Below are 16,145 nucleotides of genomic sequence, written 5' to 3' on the forward strand. Positions count from 1 at the left end.
TGAGGGCCCCCGGACCCCCGCATCAGCCAGGGGCACACCCCCCTACGGAATGAAGGTCCAGGAACCTCGTCGGGGGCAGTGTGTCCGACCCTGGCGGACAGGGCGCCGGGGAAAGGAGAAGCCTTTCCCCAGGGTCACCAGCGCCCCTCAGCCGCCCAGCAGGCGGATCAGGCCGTCGAGCTGATCGAGGTCCCGGTAGGAGATCGTCACCTTGCCCGCCTTGCCGCGATGCTCGATCGCGATCCGCAGTCCCAGCTTTTCCGAGAGCTGCCGCTCCAGCGCCCGTGTCTCCGCGTCCGGCGTGCGAACCGTGCGGGGCCGCTCGGCCGCGGCGGCCAGCGCCTCGGTCTGGCGCACGTTCAGCCCGCGCGTCACCACGAGCTCCGCCAGACGCACTGGGTCGGGCGCGGTGAGCAGCGCGCGGGCATGCCCGGCCGAGAGGCTGCCCCGGCTGACCATGGACCGGACGCCGGACGGGAGGCCGAGCAAACGCATCGTGTTCGCGACATGGGAGCGCGACTTGCCCACCGCGTTCCCCAGCGCCTCCGCCTTCAGGCCGAACTCCTCCATCAGGCGGCGATAGCCCTCGGCCTCCTCCAGCGCGTTCAGGTCCTCGCGCTGCAGGTTCTCCACCAGCCCCGCGGCCATGGCGGCGCGGTCGTCCAGCGCGCGCACCACCACCGGCACCTCGTGCAGGCGCGCGGCCTGGGCCGCGCGCCACCGGCGCTCGCCTCCCACGATCTCGTAGGTGCCGCTCGCGCCCGGCTTCGGCCGCACGAGGATCGGCTGAAGCACCCCGTGCTCCCGGATGGAGGCGGCCAGCTCGGCCAGCGCCTCCTCGTCCATTGGGCCGCGGGGCTGGAAGGGGCCGGGCTCCAGCGCCTCCACCGGCAGGGATTGCGGGGCGGCGGCGGGGGCCTCGGACGGCTCCTCCCCGAGCAGGGCGGACAAGCCCATGCCCAGGCGGCCGGGCTTGCGGCTCATGCGGCATTCCCCTGGGTGGCGGCCTTGGCGCGCGCACGGTCGCGCCGCAGCAGTTCGAGCGCGAGCTTCACATAGGCCTGCGACCCGGCCGAGCGCACGTCGTAGAGGATGACCGGCAGGCCGTGGGAGGGCGCCTCGGAGACGCGGATGTTGCGGGGGATCACGGTGTCGAAGACCCGGTCCTTGAAGAAGCTCCGCACGTCGCGGGCGACGAGTTCGGAGAGGTTGTTCCTGCGATCGAACATGGTCAGCACGATGCCGTCCAGGGCGAGGCCCGGATTCAGCGCCCGCTTCACCCGGTCCACCGTGCGGGTCATCTGGGAAATGCCCTCGAGCGCGAAGAACTCGGTCTGCAGGGGCACGATGACGGACTGCGCCGCCACCAGCGCGTTCAGCGTCAGCAGGCCGAGGGAGGGCGGGCAGTCCATCAGCACGTAGTCGTAGCGCTTGATGGTCTCCGCTTCCCGCGCCAGGGCGTTCGCCAGGCGCCGCTCCCGGTCCTCCATGGCGACCATCTCGATCTCGGCGCCCGCGAGGTCGTTATCGGCCGGCAGCAGGTCGAGTCCCGGGATCTGGCTCGCCCGCAGCAGCTCACCGAGCGGCCGGTCGCCGATCAGCAGCGCGTAGGACCCGTGCCCGCGCGAGGCCCTGGGAATCCCGAGACCGGTCGAGGCGTTCCCCTGCGGATCGAGGTCGAGCAGCAGCACGCGCTTCGTGCTCGCCAGCGCGGTGGCGAGGTTGATGGCAGTGGTGGTCTTGCCGACGCCGCCCTTCTGGTTGGCCAGGGCGATGCGGCGGGGCTTGCGGGGGTCAGGACCCGGCACGGCGTATCCTGCTCAGGCGCAAGAGGGTGGCGCCCGGCTCGGTGCGGCTCGCGAAGCGCTCGATGTCCATTGTCCAATCCATGGTGGCGGCGGTCAATTCCGTCTCGGCCGTTCGTCCCTTGGGAAAGATCGCGATCCCCCCTTCCCGTAGCAGGCGCGTCGCGTGTTCCAGCAGCTTCGTCAGCGGCGCCAGGGCCCGGGCCGTCACCAGCCCCAGTGGCGGTAGCGCCACCGCCTCGATCCGGGCCGTGTGAACTCGGACATGGGACAGCCCGAGCTCCCCCACCACGGAGAGGAGGAAGGCGGCCTTGCGCCGGTCCGATTCAACGAGGTGCCAGGGGCGGGACGCATCGGCGATGGCCAGCACCATCCCGGGAAAGCCGCCTCCCGTCCCGAGGTCGGCCGCTTCCGTGCCATCCAAGGGAAGCAGGGGCAGCAGCTGGAGCGAGTCCGCGACATGACGGTCGCGGATCGTCGCGGCGTCCCGCTCGGCGACAAGGTTGATCCGGGCGTTCCAGCGGACCAGCAGTTCGAGGAAGCTGTCGAGCCGGCCCGCTGTTTCACGTGAAACGAGGGCCGGCGGCAGCGCGGCGCTCACCCGACCCCCCGCGGCACCGGCGCGCCGCGGCGCAGATGCCCGGCCAGCGCAACCAGCGCCGCCGGCGTCACGCCGGGCACACGCCCCGCCGCCCCGAGCGTGGCCGGCCGTGCGGAGGACAGCCGCTGCCGCATCTCCGTCGAGAGCCCAGCCACTTCGGCGAAGTCCAGCTCGGCCGGAACGCGCAGACGCTCTTCCCGCTCCAGAGCGGCGAACTCCGCGGCCTGTCGGCTGAGGTAAGGCGCGTAGAGCGCCTCGGCCCAGAGCTGCTCCCGAACCCCGCGGGACAGGTCGCGAAGCCAGGGGAAGGCAGCGTCCAGCGCCGGGTCGGTGGCGGCCGGCAGGGCCATCACCTCCAGCAGGCTGCGCGGCACGCCATCCTGGTTCACGGCGATTCCCGCGGTGGCCAGCGACGCCGGCGTCCTGAACTCCGCCCGTGCCCGCGCGAGGGCATCCGCCACCGAGGCGGCGAAGGCCCGATGCGCCGCCGCACGCTCCGGCCCGACGCAGCTCCAGGCGATGCCCTTCTCCGTCAGCCGCAGCCCGGCATTGTCCGCCCGCAGGCGCAGCCTGTGCTCGGCCCGCGCGGTCAGCATCCGATAGGGTTCAGTGACGCCCTGGGTGACGAGATCGTCCACCAGCACGCCCATGTAGGATTCCGTGCGCAGCAGCACCGCCGGATCGGCTCCGGTGGCTCGGCGTGCCGCGTTCAGCCCGGCCACCAGCCCCTGCGCCGCCGCTTCCTCGTAGCCCGTCGTGCCGTTCACCTGCCCGGCCAGGAAGAGCCGCGGCACCGACTTCACCTCCAGGCTCGGCCACAGCGCCCGGGGATCGAGGTGGTCGTACTCGATCGCGTAGCCGTGCCGCAGGATCACCGCCCGCTCCAGCCCGGGGATGGAGGCCACCACCGCCTCCTGCACGTCCCGCGGCAGGGAGGTGGAGATGCCGTTCGGATAGACCGTCGGGTCGTCCAGCCCCTCCGGCTCCAGGAAGATCTGGTGTCGCTCCCGCTCGGCGAAGCGCACCACCTTGTCCTCGATCGAGGGGCAGTAGCGCGGCCCCGCCCCCTGGATCTGCCCGCTGTGCACGGGCGCCCGGTCCAGGTTCGCCCGGATGATCGCGTGGGTGGCGGGCGTCGTGGCGGTGATGCCGCAGACGACCTGCGGCGTCGTGATCCGCTCCGTCATCCAGGACAGCGGCTCCGGCGGGTCGTCGCCGGGCTGCGGTTCCACCGCCGACCAGTCGATGGTCCGCCCGTCCAGGCGCGGCGGCGTCCCCGTCTTCAGCCGGCGCACCGGCAGGCCGAGCCCGGCCAGGGACCGTGCCAGCCCCACCGACGCCGGATCACCGTGCCGGCCCGCCGGACGCCGCTCCGGCCCGAGATGGATCTCGCCGCGCAGGAACGTCCCCGCCGTGACCACGACCGCGCCGCAGACGATCCGCTGTCCCGCCGCTGTGCGGACGGCCGCGATCCCGCCATCCGGTCCGCGCTCCAGCGTCTCCGCCTCGCCCTCCTGCAGGGTCAGCCCCGCCGTCCCGGCGAGGAGCGCCTGGATGGCGGACCGGTACAGCGCCCGGTCCGCCTGGGCCCGCGGCCCGCGCACCGCCGGTCCCTTGCTCCGGTTCAGCAGACGGAAATGGATGCCGGCCGCGTCGGCGGCCCGCCCCATCAGCCCGTCCAGCGCATCCACCTCGCGGACGAGATGCCCCTTGCCGACTCCGCCGATGGCGGGGTTGCAGGACATCTCGCCCAGCCGGTCGAGGCGGTGGGTCAGCAGAAGAGTGCGCGCGCCGCAACGCGCTGCCACGGCGGCGGCCTCCGTCCCGGCATGGCCACCGCCGATCACCACTACGTCGTAGGAGGCGTCCTGCGTCACGCGAGGCGTATAGCGGGTCAGGCCGGTCGGCGGGAGGCGACGATCCCCTTCCCCTCCCGGTCGCCCCGTTTTTTCCGTCGTGCTGCGTGGGCGGGACCACGTCGGCGGGGCACGCCGGTCACTTGCCGATGCAGAATTCCGCAAAGACCTGGTCCAGCACCTCCTCTGCGCCGACACGCCCGGTGAGCCGTCCGAGGGCTTGCCGGGCCGCGCGCAGCGCCTCTGCACGGATCTCCGGCATCCTGTCCTCCGCCGCCTCGCGCAGCCAACTGACGGCCTCCGCCAGCGCTGCCCGGTGACGCGGCCGGGTCAGGAGGGCGGCCTCGGCCAGCGGCGCGAGGGCGTTGGCCTCCGCCTCCAGCCTGGCCCGCAGATCGGCGATTCCCGCACCCGTCCGTGCGGAGATCGCGATCACTGGCTGGCCCGCCAGGGAAACCGGTGCCGGACCCAGATCCGTCTTGCTGGCGATCACGATGCAGGACCGCCGGGCCAGGAGCGCGAGCGTCGGCGGGTCGGGCTCGGCATCCACCGCCAGCACCGCGAGCACGAGGTCGGCCCCCTCGCCCCGGTGCAGGGCCCGCCTCACCCCCTCGGCCTCGATCTCGTCCCCGGCCTCCCGCAGACCCGCAGTATCGGCCAGGGTGGCCGGTAGCCCGGCGAGGATCATCCGCGCCTCCACCACATCGCGGGTGGTGCCGGCGCGGGCGGAGACGATGGCCGCCTCTCGTCCGACGAGGGCGTTCAGCAGCGACGACTTTCCGGCGTTCGGTGCCCCGAGGATCGCGACATCCAGGCCGAGGCGGACGCGCTCTCCCGCCGCGCTGTCGGCCAGATGCGCCGCCACCTCCTGGGCGAGCGCGGACGCGCCTGCCCGCACGCCCATCTCGAGATCGGAGGGCAGGCCCTCCTCCGCGAACTCGATCTCGGCTTCCTGGTGCGCCAGCATACGGGTCACGCGCTCCGACCAGCCATCGCAGAGGACACCCAGCTCACCGCCCGCCTGTCGCAAGGCTTGGCGCGCCTGCGCGGTCGTCTCGGCCGCGATGAGGTCGGCGATGCCCTCGGCCATGGTCAGGTCGAGACGACTGTTCAGCACCGCACGTCGGGTGAACTCACCCGGCTCGGCTGGCCGGGCGCCCAAACAGGTCACCGCATCCAACACACCCGCGACGACGGCTGGGCCGCCATGCAGATGGAGTTCGGCCGAGTCCTCTCCGGTGTAGGAGCCGGGGGCGGGAAACCAGAGCACGAGCGCCTCGTCCAGCACGTCGCCGTTTTCTGCGCGGAGCCGGCGCAGGGACGCACGGCGCGGCTTTGGCAGACGTCCGGCCATCGCCGTCACAACGGCGCCGGTACGCTGCCCGGAAAGGCGGACGACGGCCACGGCCGATCGTCCGGGCGCGGTGGCCAGGGCGAAGATGGTGGACCGTCCAGGCCCGGTTTCAGTCGCGGCGTCCAGGCCCCTGTCCTCCTGCGGCTCACGGCCCGGCACGGGCAGCTCCACACTCGTGATTCATGGTTTCCCCTGACCGGTCCCGTTCGGCATCGGGCATCCGGAAGGTGCCGTCGCTCCGGATGGCCGCGTGGCGCGGCCGAGCCAAGGGGAGAATTGGACCGGGCATGGGCGGTGTCGCCAGCCGCCTGACAGACCGGTCGAACTGTTTCACGTGAAACAGCTCGGGTCGCCATGGGGCCAGACCCTCGCCAGACCCGCCGTTGCAGCCGGTGCCGAAGGCATTGAAGCCGAACTGGCACTCCCCAACCCTCGGCCGGACGCTGCCCGTCTCCGGCCATGGCCATGGGGCCACGCCTCCATCACGATCCCCCCGCCCCGCTTGACGCCGCCGCCCCAGGGGCCGACGAATCTCCCGGCCGCCCATGCCCCAAACCTCGCTTCATACCCCCCTCGGCCCGCTGACCCTGTCCGAGGAGGACGGGGCCATCGTCTCCCTCGATTGGGGTCAGGGCCGAGACCGCGAGGAAACGCCTCTCCTCCATCGCGCCGCGGACCAGTTGCAGGACTACATGGACGGGCTGCGCCTGGATTTCGACCTTCCGCTGAACCCGCCAGGCTCCCCGTTCCGCCGCCGCGTCTGGGACGCGCTCCGCGCCATCCCGCCGGGCGAGACCCGCAGCTACGGCGACCTCGCGCGCCTGCTCGGCACGGCCTCACGCGCCATCGGCGGTGCCAATGCCGCGAATCCCATCCCGATCATCATCCCCTGCCATCGTGTGATCGGCAGCGGCGGTGCGATCGGCGGCTATTCCGGCGAGGGCGGCCTCGATACGAAGCGCTGGCTTCTTGCCCTGGAGCGCCGAGGCCGGCCAGCCGCCTCCGACTCCCTTTTCCCCTTCCCCGAACCGGCGCCGACGCCGCGCCCGAGGAACGCCTCCCGATGAACCACGCCATCCGCCTTCACGAGACGGGCGGGCCCGAGAAGCTCGTCTGGGAGGAGGTTCCTCTCCCCAGCCCGAAACCCGGTGAGGCCCTCGTCCGCCACGCCGCCATCGGTCTCAACTTCATCGACATCTACTTCCGCACTGGCCTCTACAAGGCGCCCGCCATGCCCGCCGTCATCGGCATGGAGGGCGCCGGCACGGTCGAGGCCGTGGGCGAGGGCGTGACCGACCTGAAGCCCGGCGACCGCGTCGGCTACGCCATGGGCCCGATCGGCGCCTATGCCGAGGCCCGCACCATCCGCGCCGATCTTCTGGTAAAGCTGCCGAGCGACATCCCGTTCGACACGGCCGCGGCGATGCTGCTCCAGGGCCTGACCGCGCAGTACCTCCTCCGCCGCACCTACGCGGTGAAGCCGGGCGAGACGATCCTCGTCCACGCCGCTGCCGGCGGCGTCGGCCTTATCCTCGTCCAGTGGGCAAAGGCCCTCGGCGCCACCGTGATCGGCACCGTCAGCACCGAGGCGAAGGCCGAGCTCGCCCGCAGCCACGGCGCCGATCATGTGATCCTCTCCTCCGACGACCTGCCCAGCCGCGTCAGCGAGATTACCGGCGGCGCCCGCCTGCCCGTCGTCTACGACAGCATCGGCCGCGACACCTTTACCGCGTCGCTCGACTCCCTCGCGCCGCTCGGCCTCCTCGTCTCCTACGGGAACGCCTCCGGACCGGTGACCGGTGTCGATCTTGGCGTGCTCGCGGCCAAGGGCAGCCTCTACGTCACCCGCCCCACCCTCGCGACCTATGTCGCCAAGCGCGCCGACCTCCTCGCGATGAGCGAGGAGCTCTTCGACGTCGTGCGCAGCGGCAAGGTGAAGATCGGCATCAACCAGACCTTCCCCCTGAAAGACGCGGCAGACGCCCATCGCGCGCTGGAGGGCCGGAAAACAACCGGCAGTACGGTCCTCATCCCTTAAAAATTTCGGACCGGAATTTTTCCGGAAGCGCCGGGGCGGCGCTTTCTTGGCCTACCGGGGAGCTTTCCACTCCCTGGACCCCTGGGTGCTGCCGCGTCCTGCGGACATGGAACGCGGGGTCAAGGTGCCGCTGGCCCCTCAGCGGAGGCGCGCGGGGGGCAGAGCCTCCGCGTCCTACCCTTTCAGGAAGTAGCGGTACCGATACCGCTCGCTCAGCCCCAGCCCGGCATAGAGCGCCTGCGCTCCGGCATTCCCGGTCGCGACCTGCAGCCAGCAGACCGACGCTCCCAATCCGGCGCCCCAATCCGCCAGGCCCCGGATCACTCGCGCCGCCAGGCCGCGCCGCCGGAACGCCGGTGCCGTCGCGATGTCGAACAGCCCGCACAGCCCGTCGTCCGCCACCGCGTGCCCGCAGGCCGCGGGCGTGCCCTCCATCGGGAGCACGGCCCAGGCCGCCGGACGCAGGAGCATCCCCACCGCCAGCCGCTTCTCCTCCCGCCGCGCCGGGGTCTGGTAATCCGCCGTGGACAGCACCGAGAGCCAGTCCTCGTCCGGCCCGTCCGGCCAGCGGAGCGCTGCATCCGCCGCCGATGCCAAGCGGCCGGACATGATCACCGCTCCCTCGGCCTCGCGATAGCCGCGCGCCTGCAGCAAGGGCACAAGGTCCGGCGGGTCCAGCGGCGTCGAGCGGAAGCGGCAGGGCAGCCCGAGCCTCCCGTAATGCGCCTCGATCCGCGCGACGCGCGCCTCCAGCCCCGGATCGGCCGAAGGATCGAAAGAGCACGCCGCATTCGCCCGCCCCGTCCCGCCCAGGAAGGCGCGGACCACGAAGCCGCCGTCCCAGGCCACGCGCGCCGCCGGCACCGCGTTCAGCGCGGCCCGCTCCAGCCGCGCCACATCCACCCCATCCATCGCGTCCGCTGCGCCCCATCCCTGCTGCACGGGCCGGATCAGGCGGCCCGCTGCGACAGGATGTGATGCGCCGTCACCGGCCGCAAACGCGGTGCGGAGGCGCGTCCTACAGGATCGAACCCACAACGAAACCGGCGCGCGGAGTCCGCGTTCCCCCCCCGCACACCAACGGTCCCGAAGGAGCTGAACATGATGACCCGTCTCGCCCTTGCGCTCACGCTGAGCCTCGCCTCTGGCGCGGCCTTCGCGCAGGCCACCACCTCCACCGCCCCGACCCCTAGCGCCCCCGGCGGCGTGACTGTGAACCAGGGCGCCGGCTCCCCCGGCATGGCGGCTTCCCCCGGCGTGCCGGTCGGCGGCGCCGGTGGTTCCCCGGATGGCCGTCGCGCCGGCTCGGGCGTGGCGACGACCGGCAGCACCCCGCAGTCCGGCAACGAGTCCGGCAGCGGCGCGGGCGGCGCGGGCGGCGCGGCCCGCTGATCAGGCCGGCCTGAACAGGAAAGGCCCGCCCCGGGTGACCGGGGCGGGCCTTCTTGCATCCGGACCTCCGCCGCACCGTCCCGAAGGGCGGCGCGGCGTCGGCGCGTCAGGTATTCATCGCGTCGAAGAAGTCGTGGTTCGTCTTGCTGTACTTCAGCTTGTCCAGCAGGAACTCCATCGCGTCCTGCGTGCCCATCGGGTTCAGGATGCGGCGCAGCACCCACATCTTCGACAGGTCCGCGCGATCCACCAGCAGCTCCTCCTTGCGGGTGCCGGACTTGGTGATGTCGATCGCCGGGAAGACCCGCTTGTCCGAGAGCTTCCGGTCCAGGATGAGCTCGGAATTGCCGGTGCCCTTGAACTCCTCGAAGATCACCTCGTCCATGCGGCTGCCCGTGTCGATCAGGGCCGTCGCGATGATCGTCAGCGACCCGCCCTCCTCGATGTTGCGCGCCGCGCCGAAGAAGCGCTTCGGTCGCTGCAGCGCGTTCGCGTCCACGCCGCCCGTCAGCACCTTGCCGGAGGACGGCACGACCGAGTTGTAGGCGCGCCCGAGCCGGGTGATGGAGTCCAGCAGGATCACCACGTCCCGCTTGTGCTCGACCAGGCGCTTCGCCTTCTCCAGCACCATCTCCGTCACCTGCACGTGGCGCGTCGCCGGCTCGTCGAAGGTGGAGGCTACCACCTCGCCGCGCACGGTGCGGGCCATGTCCGTGACCTCCTCCGGCCGCTCGTCGATCAGCAGCACCATCAGGAAGACGTCGGGATGGTTGGCCGAGATGGAGCGGGCGATGTTCTGCAGCATCACCGTCTTGCCGGTGCGCGGCGGCGCCACGATCAGGGCGCGCTGCCCCATGCCGATCGGCGCCACCAGGTCGATCACCCGGTGCGTGTTGTCCTTCGTCGCCGCCTTCGCGATGGCCGGCGCCGCGTCCGCGTGCTCGTTCTCCATCTTCAGGCGCCGGGTCGGATAGAGCGGCGTCAGGTTGTCGAAGTTCACGCGGTGCCGCACGGCCTCGGGCGGTTCGAAGTTCACCGTGTTGACCTTCAGCAACGCGAAGTAGCGCTCTCCGTCCTTCGGGGCCCGGATCTGGCCCTCCACCGTGTCGCCGGTCCGCAGCGCGAAGCGCCGGACCTGGGCAGGGGAGACGTAGATGTCATCCGGCCCCGGCAGGAAGTTGGACTGGGGATTCCGCAGATAGCCGAAGCCGTCGGAGAGGATCTCCAGCGTGCCGTCGCCGTGGATCGCCTGGTCGCTGTCCGCCAACTGCTTGAGGATGGCGAACATCATGTCCTGCTTACGCAAGGAGGACGCGTTCTCGACGCCGACCTCCTCCGCGAAGGCGAGCAGGTCGCCGGGGCTTTTGGCCTTTAGTTCTGAGAGATGCATGGGTGTCCGTGGACAAGTCGGGAGGGGAGGTCTGCGCGGAACCTGGATCGGGCGCGGGCTGGCCGCGTCCGCCGCCGGGCGGCGGGGTTCCATGGATGATGCGCGGGGTGGCGACAGGCGCCGGGAGAATCCCGGGCTGGCTCGCCGGGCCGGAAGCTAGAAGCGGTCCGGCGCTGCCGTCAAGCAGCAGTTGGGTGGAAATCGCGAAAAATCAAGGCCCGCCGGTCAGAAGGGCTTCACGATCACCATGATGACGATCAGCACCATCAGGACGGTCGGCACCTCGTTGGCGATCCGCCAGTAGCGCTCGGTCTTCGGCCGCCCATCCGCCGCGAACCCGCGCCGCGCCGCCGAGAGATGCCCGTGGAAGGCGCTCATCGCCAGGAACCCGGCCATCTTCAGGTGCCACCACCCGGCGGACCAGTCGACCACGCCGGGCGTCAGCACCAGGGTGATCCCGAGCAGCCAGGCCGCCCCCATGGCGGGGTTGATGATCGCCTTCAGGAGCCGCCGCTCCATCACCTTCAGCGTCTCGGACAGCTCGCCGCCCACCGGCGCCGCCGAGTGGTACACGAAGAGCCGGGGCAGGTAGAACATCCCCGCCATCCAGGCGATCACCGCGATCAGGTGAAGGGCCTTGGTCCAGGGATAGAGCCCGGTCAGGACGGGGAGGGTCATGCCGGCACCAGCCCCAGCATCCCCGGCAGCGCCGACAGGTCCGACAGGGTCTCGGACGCCCCGGCCTCCAGCAGGTCCAGCACCGTGCTCTCCCGCGCCACACCGATCACGCGGCAGCCCGCCGCCACCCCGGCCCTGACCCCGGCCGGGCTGTCCTCCACCACCACGCAATCCGTCGGCGGCGCGCCGCAGGCCCGCGCCGCCGCGAGGTACATGTCGGGAAACGGTTTCGCCCGCGCCACGTCCTCGAAGCAGAAGATCCGCCCCTCGAAGGCCGCGAAGAAGGGGAGCAGCACGGCCTTGCGCCGCAGCTCCTCGCGCCCGGAATTGGACGCCACCGCCATCGGGATGCCCGCCGCCCGGATCGCCGCCACCGCCTCGGGCGCGCCGGGCACCGGCCGCAGCGCATCCCCGTCATAGAGCGCCACCAGCTCCGCCACGAGCCGCTTCGGCCAGTCCGCGGGCAGCGCCCGCCCGAGCCGCTTCTCGATCACCGGCACCATTGCCGGCAGGGACATGCCCAGGAAGGTCTCCCGCGCCGCGTGCGGCGTCATCGGCCAGCCCAGCGCCGTCAGGTTCGCCGCCACCGCCTGGTTCGCCAGCGCCTCGCTGTCCGCCAGCACCCCGTCGCAGTCGAACAGCACCGCTGCCGGCCGCATCGCCGCGTCCCTCATCACGCGGCCACCCGCTGCGCCGCCACGGCGCGCAGGGGCGACAGCCCCTCATGCGGGCATCCCCCATGCGCCTTCGGGCATTGCCGCCCACCCGCGAAGGAGCAGAGCTTCCCGCCCGCCCGGTCGCGCGACCCCCGCGTCTCCGCCCGCACCCGGTGCACCAGCCCCGCCAGCGCCGCGATGAAGCCCGCATCCGAGTTCTGCGCCGGCACCCGGAAGTATCCCGGCACGCCCTTGGCATGCGCCAGCTCCCGGTACTCCACATCCAGCTCGACCAGCGTCTCGGAATGCTCCGACACGAAGGCGATCGGACACACCAGCAGCGCCACGCCCTCGGCCCCTGCGCGCGCGATCTCCTCCTCCGCGCTCGGCCCGAGCCACTTCTGCGGCGTCACGCGGGACTGGTAGCAGAGCGCGTGATCCAGCCCCGGGATCGCCAGCGCCTCCACGACAGACGCCACGCTCCGCTCCACCTGCCACTGGTACGGATCGCCCGCTTTCACGATCCGCTCCGGCAGCCCGTGCGCCGAGAACAGCAGCCGCAGAGGCGTCCCCTCCGGCACCGCCGCCCGCGCCTCGTCCCAGCTCCGACGCACGATCTCCGCCGTCGCCCGGACGAAGCCCTCATCGGAATGCCAGCAGCACAGCGTCGCCGCCGGCGCGCCGATCCCGGCCTTCGCCGCCGCCGCGTGCCAGGCCGTCAGGCTGCTCCCCGTCGTCGTCGTGGAGAACTGCGGATAGAGCGGCAGCAGCACCACCTCATCCGGCGCGAAGGCGACGACATCGGCCATCGCCTCCTCGGTGAAGGGGTGCCAGTAGCGCATCGCCACGAAGCACCGCGCCAGCATCGGTCCCTCAGGGCCATCCCCGGACAGCGCCGCCGCCAGCGCCCGCCCCTGATCCTCCGTCAGCGCCCGCAGCGGAGAGCCCCCGCCGAGGATCGCGTAGTTCGCCATTGCCGCCTTCGTCCGCCGCGCGGCGATGAAGCGCCCCAGCGGCTTCCGGATGAAGCCCGGAAAGCGCAGGATCGCCGGATCGGTGAACAGGTTCTCCAAGAAGGGCCGCACCGCCGCCGGCCCGTCCGGCCCGCCGAGGTTGAACAGCACGACGGCCAGCTTCCGCGGCGCCAGCGTCTTCGGCGGGGCGCCCGCAAGGGCGGCATCGGTCGGGTCCATGGCCGCCGCACATGCCATCGCCCCGGCCCGGGTCAACCCCCCGCGCCCGGGCCATGCTTGTCCCGTGCCCCCGCGCCCCCTAGTTGAGGCCCCGAGATCGGGCGCCCCGCGCCCCGCCAGACACAGAAGATTTCCCGGAACGATGAGCCAGACCCAGACCGACCCCACGCGGCCCGCCACGCCCGACGACACCGCCGCCCCGCCCGAGACCGCCGCCACCAACGCGGCCGCCGCCCCCGGCCCCGCCGAGACCCCCGACCACGCCGCCGAGCTCGCCGCCATGCGCGACAAGTGGCTGCGCGCCGAGGCCGAGATGCAGAACCTCCGCAACCGCCACAAGCGGGAGCTGGAGGACGCGCGCAACTACGGCTTGCAGAAATTCGCCCGCGACATGGCCGACGCCGCCGAGAACCTCCGCCGCGGCCTCGACGCCCTGCCGCCGACCCGCGACGGCGAGGACCCCCTCCTCGGCAAGCTCCGCGACGGCTTCGAGAGCGCCGAGCGCGCCCTCGTCTCCGCCCTGGAGCGCCACGGCGTCCATCAGGTGAACCCGGTCGGCAAGCCCTTCGACCCCGACCAGCACCAGGCCATGGCCGAGCAGCCCGCCACCTCCGACTTCCCCCCGGGCACCATCATCACCGCCTGGACCCCCGCCTGGACCCTCAACGGCCGCCTGCTGAAGCCGGCCATGGTCGTCGTCGCCGGCAAGCCGGGCTGAGCGGTTCGGCGCTGTTGCGCTGCTGACTCCGAGGGAAGGCCCTGCCTTCCCTCGGGCTCCCATCCGCCAGGAACCTGAGGTTCCTGGACCTCCCATCTGTAAGTGAGCGCCCTTGGCTGAAGGTCCCCTGCTTGGTGAACAGCCAAATGGGGGGACCCTCAGCCAAGGGCCTTCAAACAGAAGCGGGGGGGGCGGGGCCCTCAGGGTCCCCGGCGGAGGGGGCGCAGGGGGAGGCGGCGCCGCCCCCGCGGGCCACAAGCGCAACAGCGAAGAACTGCCCACGCTCCGGGTCTTGTCCTGCGATGCCCCGCTGAATACATGCGGCGGCGTGCGGGTCGCTGACCCGCCTTTCCACCCCATCCGACGGAACATGGGGCCGGGCACGGCGCCTGATACCGGGCCGCGCCACGGCCGCCGCAAGGAGAGTGATACGGATGAGCAAGGTCATCGGAATCGACCTCGGCACCACCAATTCCTGCGTCGCCATCATGGAAGGCGGCGACACCAAGGTGATCGAGAACGCGGAGGGCGCGCGCACCACCCCCTCCATGGTCGCCTTCTCCAAGACGGGTGAGCGTCTCGTCGGCCAGAGCGCCAAGCGCCAGGCCGTGACGAACCCGACCGACACGCTCTACGCCGTGAAGCGCCTCATCGGCCGCCGCTTCGACGACCAGATGGTCAAGAAGGACATCGGCCTCGTCCCCTACAAGATCGTGCGCGCCGACAACGGCGACGCCTGGGTCGAGGCGCGCGGCGACAAGATGGCGCCGCAGCAGGTCTCCGCCTACGTGCTCGGCAAGATGAAGGAGACGGCCGAGGCCTATCTCGGCGACAAGGTGACGCAGGCCGTCATCACCGTCCCCGCCTACTTCAACGACGCCCAGCGCCAGGCGACGAAGGAGGCCGGCCGCATCGCGGGCCTCGAGGTGCTGCGCATCATCAACGAGCCGACGGCGGCGGCGCTCGCCTACGGCATGGACAAGAAGAACGGCGGCACGATCGCGGTCTACGACCTTGGCGGCGGCACCTTCGACGTGTCCATCCTTGAGATCGGCGACGGCGTCTTCGAGGTGAAGTCCACCAACGGCGACACCTTCCTCGGCGGCGAGGACTTCGACCAGCGCGTGATCGACTACCTGGCCGATGAGTTCAAGAAGGAGCAGGGCATTGACCTGCGTGGCGACAAGCTCGCCCTGCAGCGCCTGAAGGAAGCCGCCGAGAAGGCGAAGATCGAGCTCTCCTCGGCCAAGCAGACCGAGATCAACCTCCCGTTCATCACCGCCGACGCCTCCGGGCCGAAGCACCTCGTGATGCAGCTCACCCGCGCGAAACTGGAAGCCCTCGTGGACGACCTCGTGCAGCGCACGATGACGCCCGTCGACCAGGCGCTGAAGGACGCCGGCCTCTCCGCCAACGAGGTGGACGAGGTGATCCTCGTCGGCGGCATGACCCGCATGCCGAAGGTCATCGAGGCGGTGAAGCAGAAGTTCGGCAAGGAGCCGGCGCGGAACGTGAACCCGGACGAGGTGGTCGCCATCGGCGCCGCCATCCAGGGCGCGGTCCTCAAGGGCGAGGTGAAGGACGTCCTGCTGCTCGACGTGACCCCGCTGAGCTTGGGCATCGAGACGCTGGGCGGCGTGTTCACCCGGCTGATCGACCGCAACACCACCATCCCGACGAAGAAATCCCAGACCTTCTCCACGGCCGACGACAACCAGACGGCCGTGACCATCAAGGTCTACCAGGGCGAGCGCGAGATGGCGGCGGACAACAAGCCGCTCGGCAACTTCGACCTCACGGGCATCCCGCCCGCGCCGCGCGGCGTGCCGCAGGTGGAGGTGACCTTCGACATCGACGCGAACGGCATCGTCTCCGTCTCGGCGAAGGACAAGGCCACCGGCAAGGAGCAGCAGATCCGCATCCAGGCCCGCTCCGGCCTGAGCGAGTCCGACATCGAGCGGATGGTGAAGGACGCCGAGGCGAACGCCGAGGCCGACAAGCGCCGCCGTGAGGGCGTCGAGGCCCGCAACCAGCTGGAGGCGCTCGTCCACTCCACGGACAAGCAGCTGACGGAGAATGGCGACAAGCTCGCCGCCGCCGACAAGGGTGAGGTGGAGGCCGCGCTGGCCGACGCCCGCACCGCGCTGGAGGGCGGCGACCCCGACGCGATGAAGTCCGCCGGGGAGCGCCTGTCCGCCGCCGCCATGAAGATCGGTGAGGCGATGTACAAGGCGCAAGCCGAGGCCGGGGCGCAGCCCGGCGCCGAGGCAGGCGCCGGCGCCAACCCGGGGGCGGGCGGCCAGCAGGGCGGCCAGAACCCCGGCGCCAACCCGGGCAAGGTGGTCGACGCCGAGTTCGAGGACGTGGACACGAAGAAGAAGCAGAGCTGAGGCCCCGCGGACACAGTGGAGCGCCCGGCATCGCGAGAGCGGGCCGGGCGCTTCGTCGTTATGACGGCTTGTTG

Annotated in this window: 15 protein-coding genes; 5 read left to right on the top strand and 10 right to left on the bottom strand. The window is 71.7% G+C overall.

Annotated features, from left to right (window positions below):
• Window positions 1–147: 147 nt before the first annotated feature.
• From ACP6CK_RS18960 to mnmE, 5 genes are all read right to left on the bottom strand, one after another.
• Window positions 148–984, bottom strand: a complete 837-nt coding sequence (locus tag ACP6CK_RS18960; RefSeq protein ID WP_426954861.1) for a ParB/RepB/Spo0J family partition protein — start codon at window positions 982–984, stop codon at window positions 148–150.
• Window positions 981–1,808, bottom strand: a complete 828-nt coding sequence (locus tag ACP6CK_RS18965) for a ParA family protein (protein ID WP_426954862.1) — start codon at window positions 1,806–1,808, stop codon at window positions 981–983. The genes ACP6CK_RS18960 and ACP6CK_RS18965 overlap by 4 nt, the downstream gene beginning before the upstream one ends.
• Window positions 1,795–2,406, bottom strand: coding sequence for a 16S rRNA (guanine(527)-N(7))-methyltransferase RsmG (gene rsmG, locus ACP6CK_RS18970; protein WP_426954863.1), 612 nt, complete (start codon window positions 2,404–2,406; stop codon window positions 1,795–1,797). The genes ACP6CK_RS18965 and rsmG overlap by 14 nt, the downstream gene beginning before the upstream one ends.
• The gene (mnmG, locus tag ACP6CK_RS18975) at window positions 2,403–4,283 is read right to left on the bottom strand and encodes a tRNA uridine-5-carboxymethylaminomethyl(34) synthesis enzyme MnmG (RefSeq protein ID WP_426954864.1); all 1,881 of its coding nucleotides are present in this window, start codon (window positions 4,281–4,283) and stop codon (window positions 2,403–2,405) included. Before mnmG ends, rsmG begins: the two co-directional genes overlap by 4 nt.
• Window positions 4,284–4,401: 118 nt before the next feature.
• On the bottom strand, window positions 4,402–5,703 hold the full coding sequence (gene mnmE, locus ACP6CK_RS18980) for a tRNA uridine-5-carboxymethylaminomethyl(34) synthesis GTPase MnmE (RefSeq protein WP_426959952.1): 1,302 nt from the start codon (window positions 5,701–5,703) through the stop codon (window positions 4,402–4,404).
• A gap of 458 nt (window positions 5,704–6,161) precedes the next feature.
• On the opposite strand from mnmE, the gene ACP6CK_RS18985 reads away from it, so the two are divergent.
• Window positions 6,162–6,683: a methylated-DNA--[protein]-cysteine S-methyltransferase gene (locus tag ACP6CK_RS18985; RefSeq protein WP_426954865.1), complete on the top strand. Its 522-nt coding sequence runs from the start codon at window positions 6,162–6,164 to the stop codon at window positions 6,681–6,683.
• On the top strand, window positions 6,680–7,654 hold the full coding sequence (locus ACP6CK_RS18990; protein WP_426954866.1) for a quinone oxidoreductase family protein: 975 nt from the start codon (window positions 6,680–6,682) through the stop codon (window positions 7,652–7,654). The genes ACP6CK_RS18985 and ACP6CK_RS18990 overlap by 4 nt, the downstream gene beginning before the upstream one ends.
• Window positions 7,655–7,828: 174 nt before the next feature.
• Here the strand turns inward: ACP6CK_RS18990 and ACP6CK_RS18995 are convergent, their stop codons facing one another.
• On the bottom strand, window positions 7,829–8,596 hold the full coding sequence (locus ACP6CK_RS18995) for a GNAT family N-acetyltransferase (protein WP_426954867.1): 768 nt from the start codon (window positions 8,594–8,596) through the stop codon (window positions 7,829–7,831).
• A gap of 159 nt (window positions 8,597–8,755) precedes the next feature.
• On the opposite strand from ACP6CK_RS18995, the gene ACP6CK_RS19000 reads away from it, so the two are divergent.
• Window positions 8,756–9,046, top strand: coding sequence for a hypothetical protein (locus ACP6CK_RS19000; RefSeq protein WP_426954868.1), 291 nt, complete (start codon window positions 8,756–8,758; stop codon window positions 9,044–9,046).
• 106 nt (window positions 9,047–9,152) lie between these two features.
• Here ACP6CK_RS19000 and rho read toward each other — a convergent pair whose 3' ends face one another.
• The 4 genes from rho to hemH form a co-directional block, all read right to left on the bottom strand.
• Complete coding sequence (gene rho / locus ACP6CK_RS19005) at window positions 9,153–10,436, bottom strand: transcription termination factor Rho (RefSeq protein ID WP_426954869.1); 1,284 nt, start codon at window positions 10,434–10,436, stop codon at window positions 9,153–9,155.
• Window positions 10,437–10,661: 225 nt separating this feature from the next.
• Window positions 10,662–11,114: a protoporphyrinogen oxidase HemJ gene (gene hemJ / locus ACP6CK_RS19010; protein WP_426954870.1), complete on the bottom strand. Its 453-nt coding sequence runs from the start codon at window positions 11,112–11,114 to the stop codon at window positions 10,662–10,664.
• Complete coding sequence (locus ACP6CK_RS19015) at window positions 11,111–11,788, bottom strand: HAD family hydrolase (protein WP_426954871.1); 678 nt, start codon at window positions 11,786–11,788, stop codon at window positions 11,111–11,113. The genes hemJ and ACP6CK_RS19015 overlap by 4 nt, the downstream gene beginning before the upstream one ends.
• Window positions 11,788–12,963: a ferrochelatase gene (gene hemH, locus ACP6CK_RS19020; RefSeq protein ID WP_426954872.1), complete on the bottom strand. Its 1,176-nt coding sequence runs from the start codon at window positions 12,961–12,963 to the stop codon at window positions 11,788–11,790. The genes ACP6CK_RS19015 and hemH overlap by 1 nt, the downstream gene beginning before the upstream one ends.
• Before the next feature lie 142 nt (window positions 12,964–13,105).
• Between hemH and ACP6CK_RS19025 the strand changes: the two genes are divergently transcribed.
• Together ACP6CK_RS19025 and dnaK are read left to right on the top strand one after the other, a co-directional pair.
• The gene (locus ACP6CK_RS19025) at window positions 13,106–13,681 is read left to right on the top strand and encodes a nucleotide exchange factor GrpE (protein WP_426954873.1); all 576 of its coding nucleotides are present in this window, start codon (window positions 13,106–13,108) and stop codon (window positions 13,679–13,681) included.
• Between the two features lie 434 nt (window positions 13,682–14,115).
• Window positions 14,116–16,071: a molecular chaperone DnaK gene (gene dnaK, locus ACP6CK_RS19030; RefSeq protein WP_426954874.1), complete on the top strand. Its 1,956-nt coding sequence runs from the start codon at window positions 14,116–14,118 to the stop codon at window positions 16,069–16,071.
• The last annotated feature ends 74 nt before the right edge of the window (window positions 16,072–16,145 follow it).

Source organism: Muricoccus radiodurans (genome assembly GCF_050154705.1).
Taxonomy (GTDB): Bacteria; Pseudomonadota; Alphaproteobacteria; order Acetobacterales; family Acetobacteraceae; genus Roseomonas; species Roseomonas radiodurans.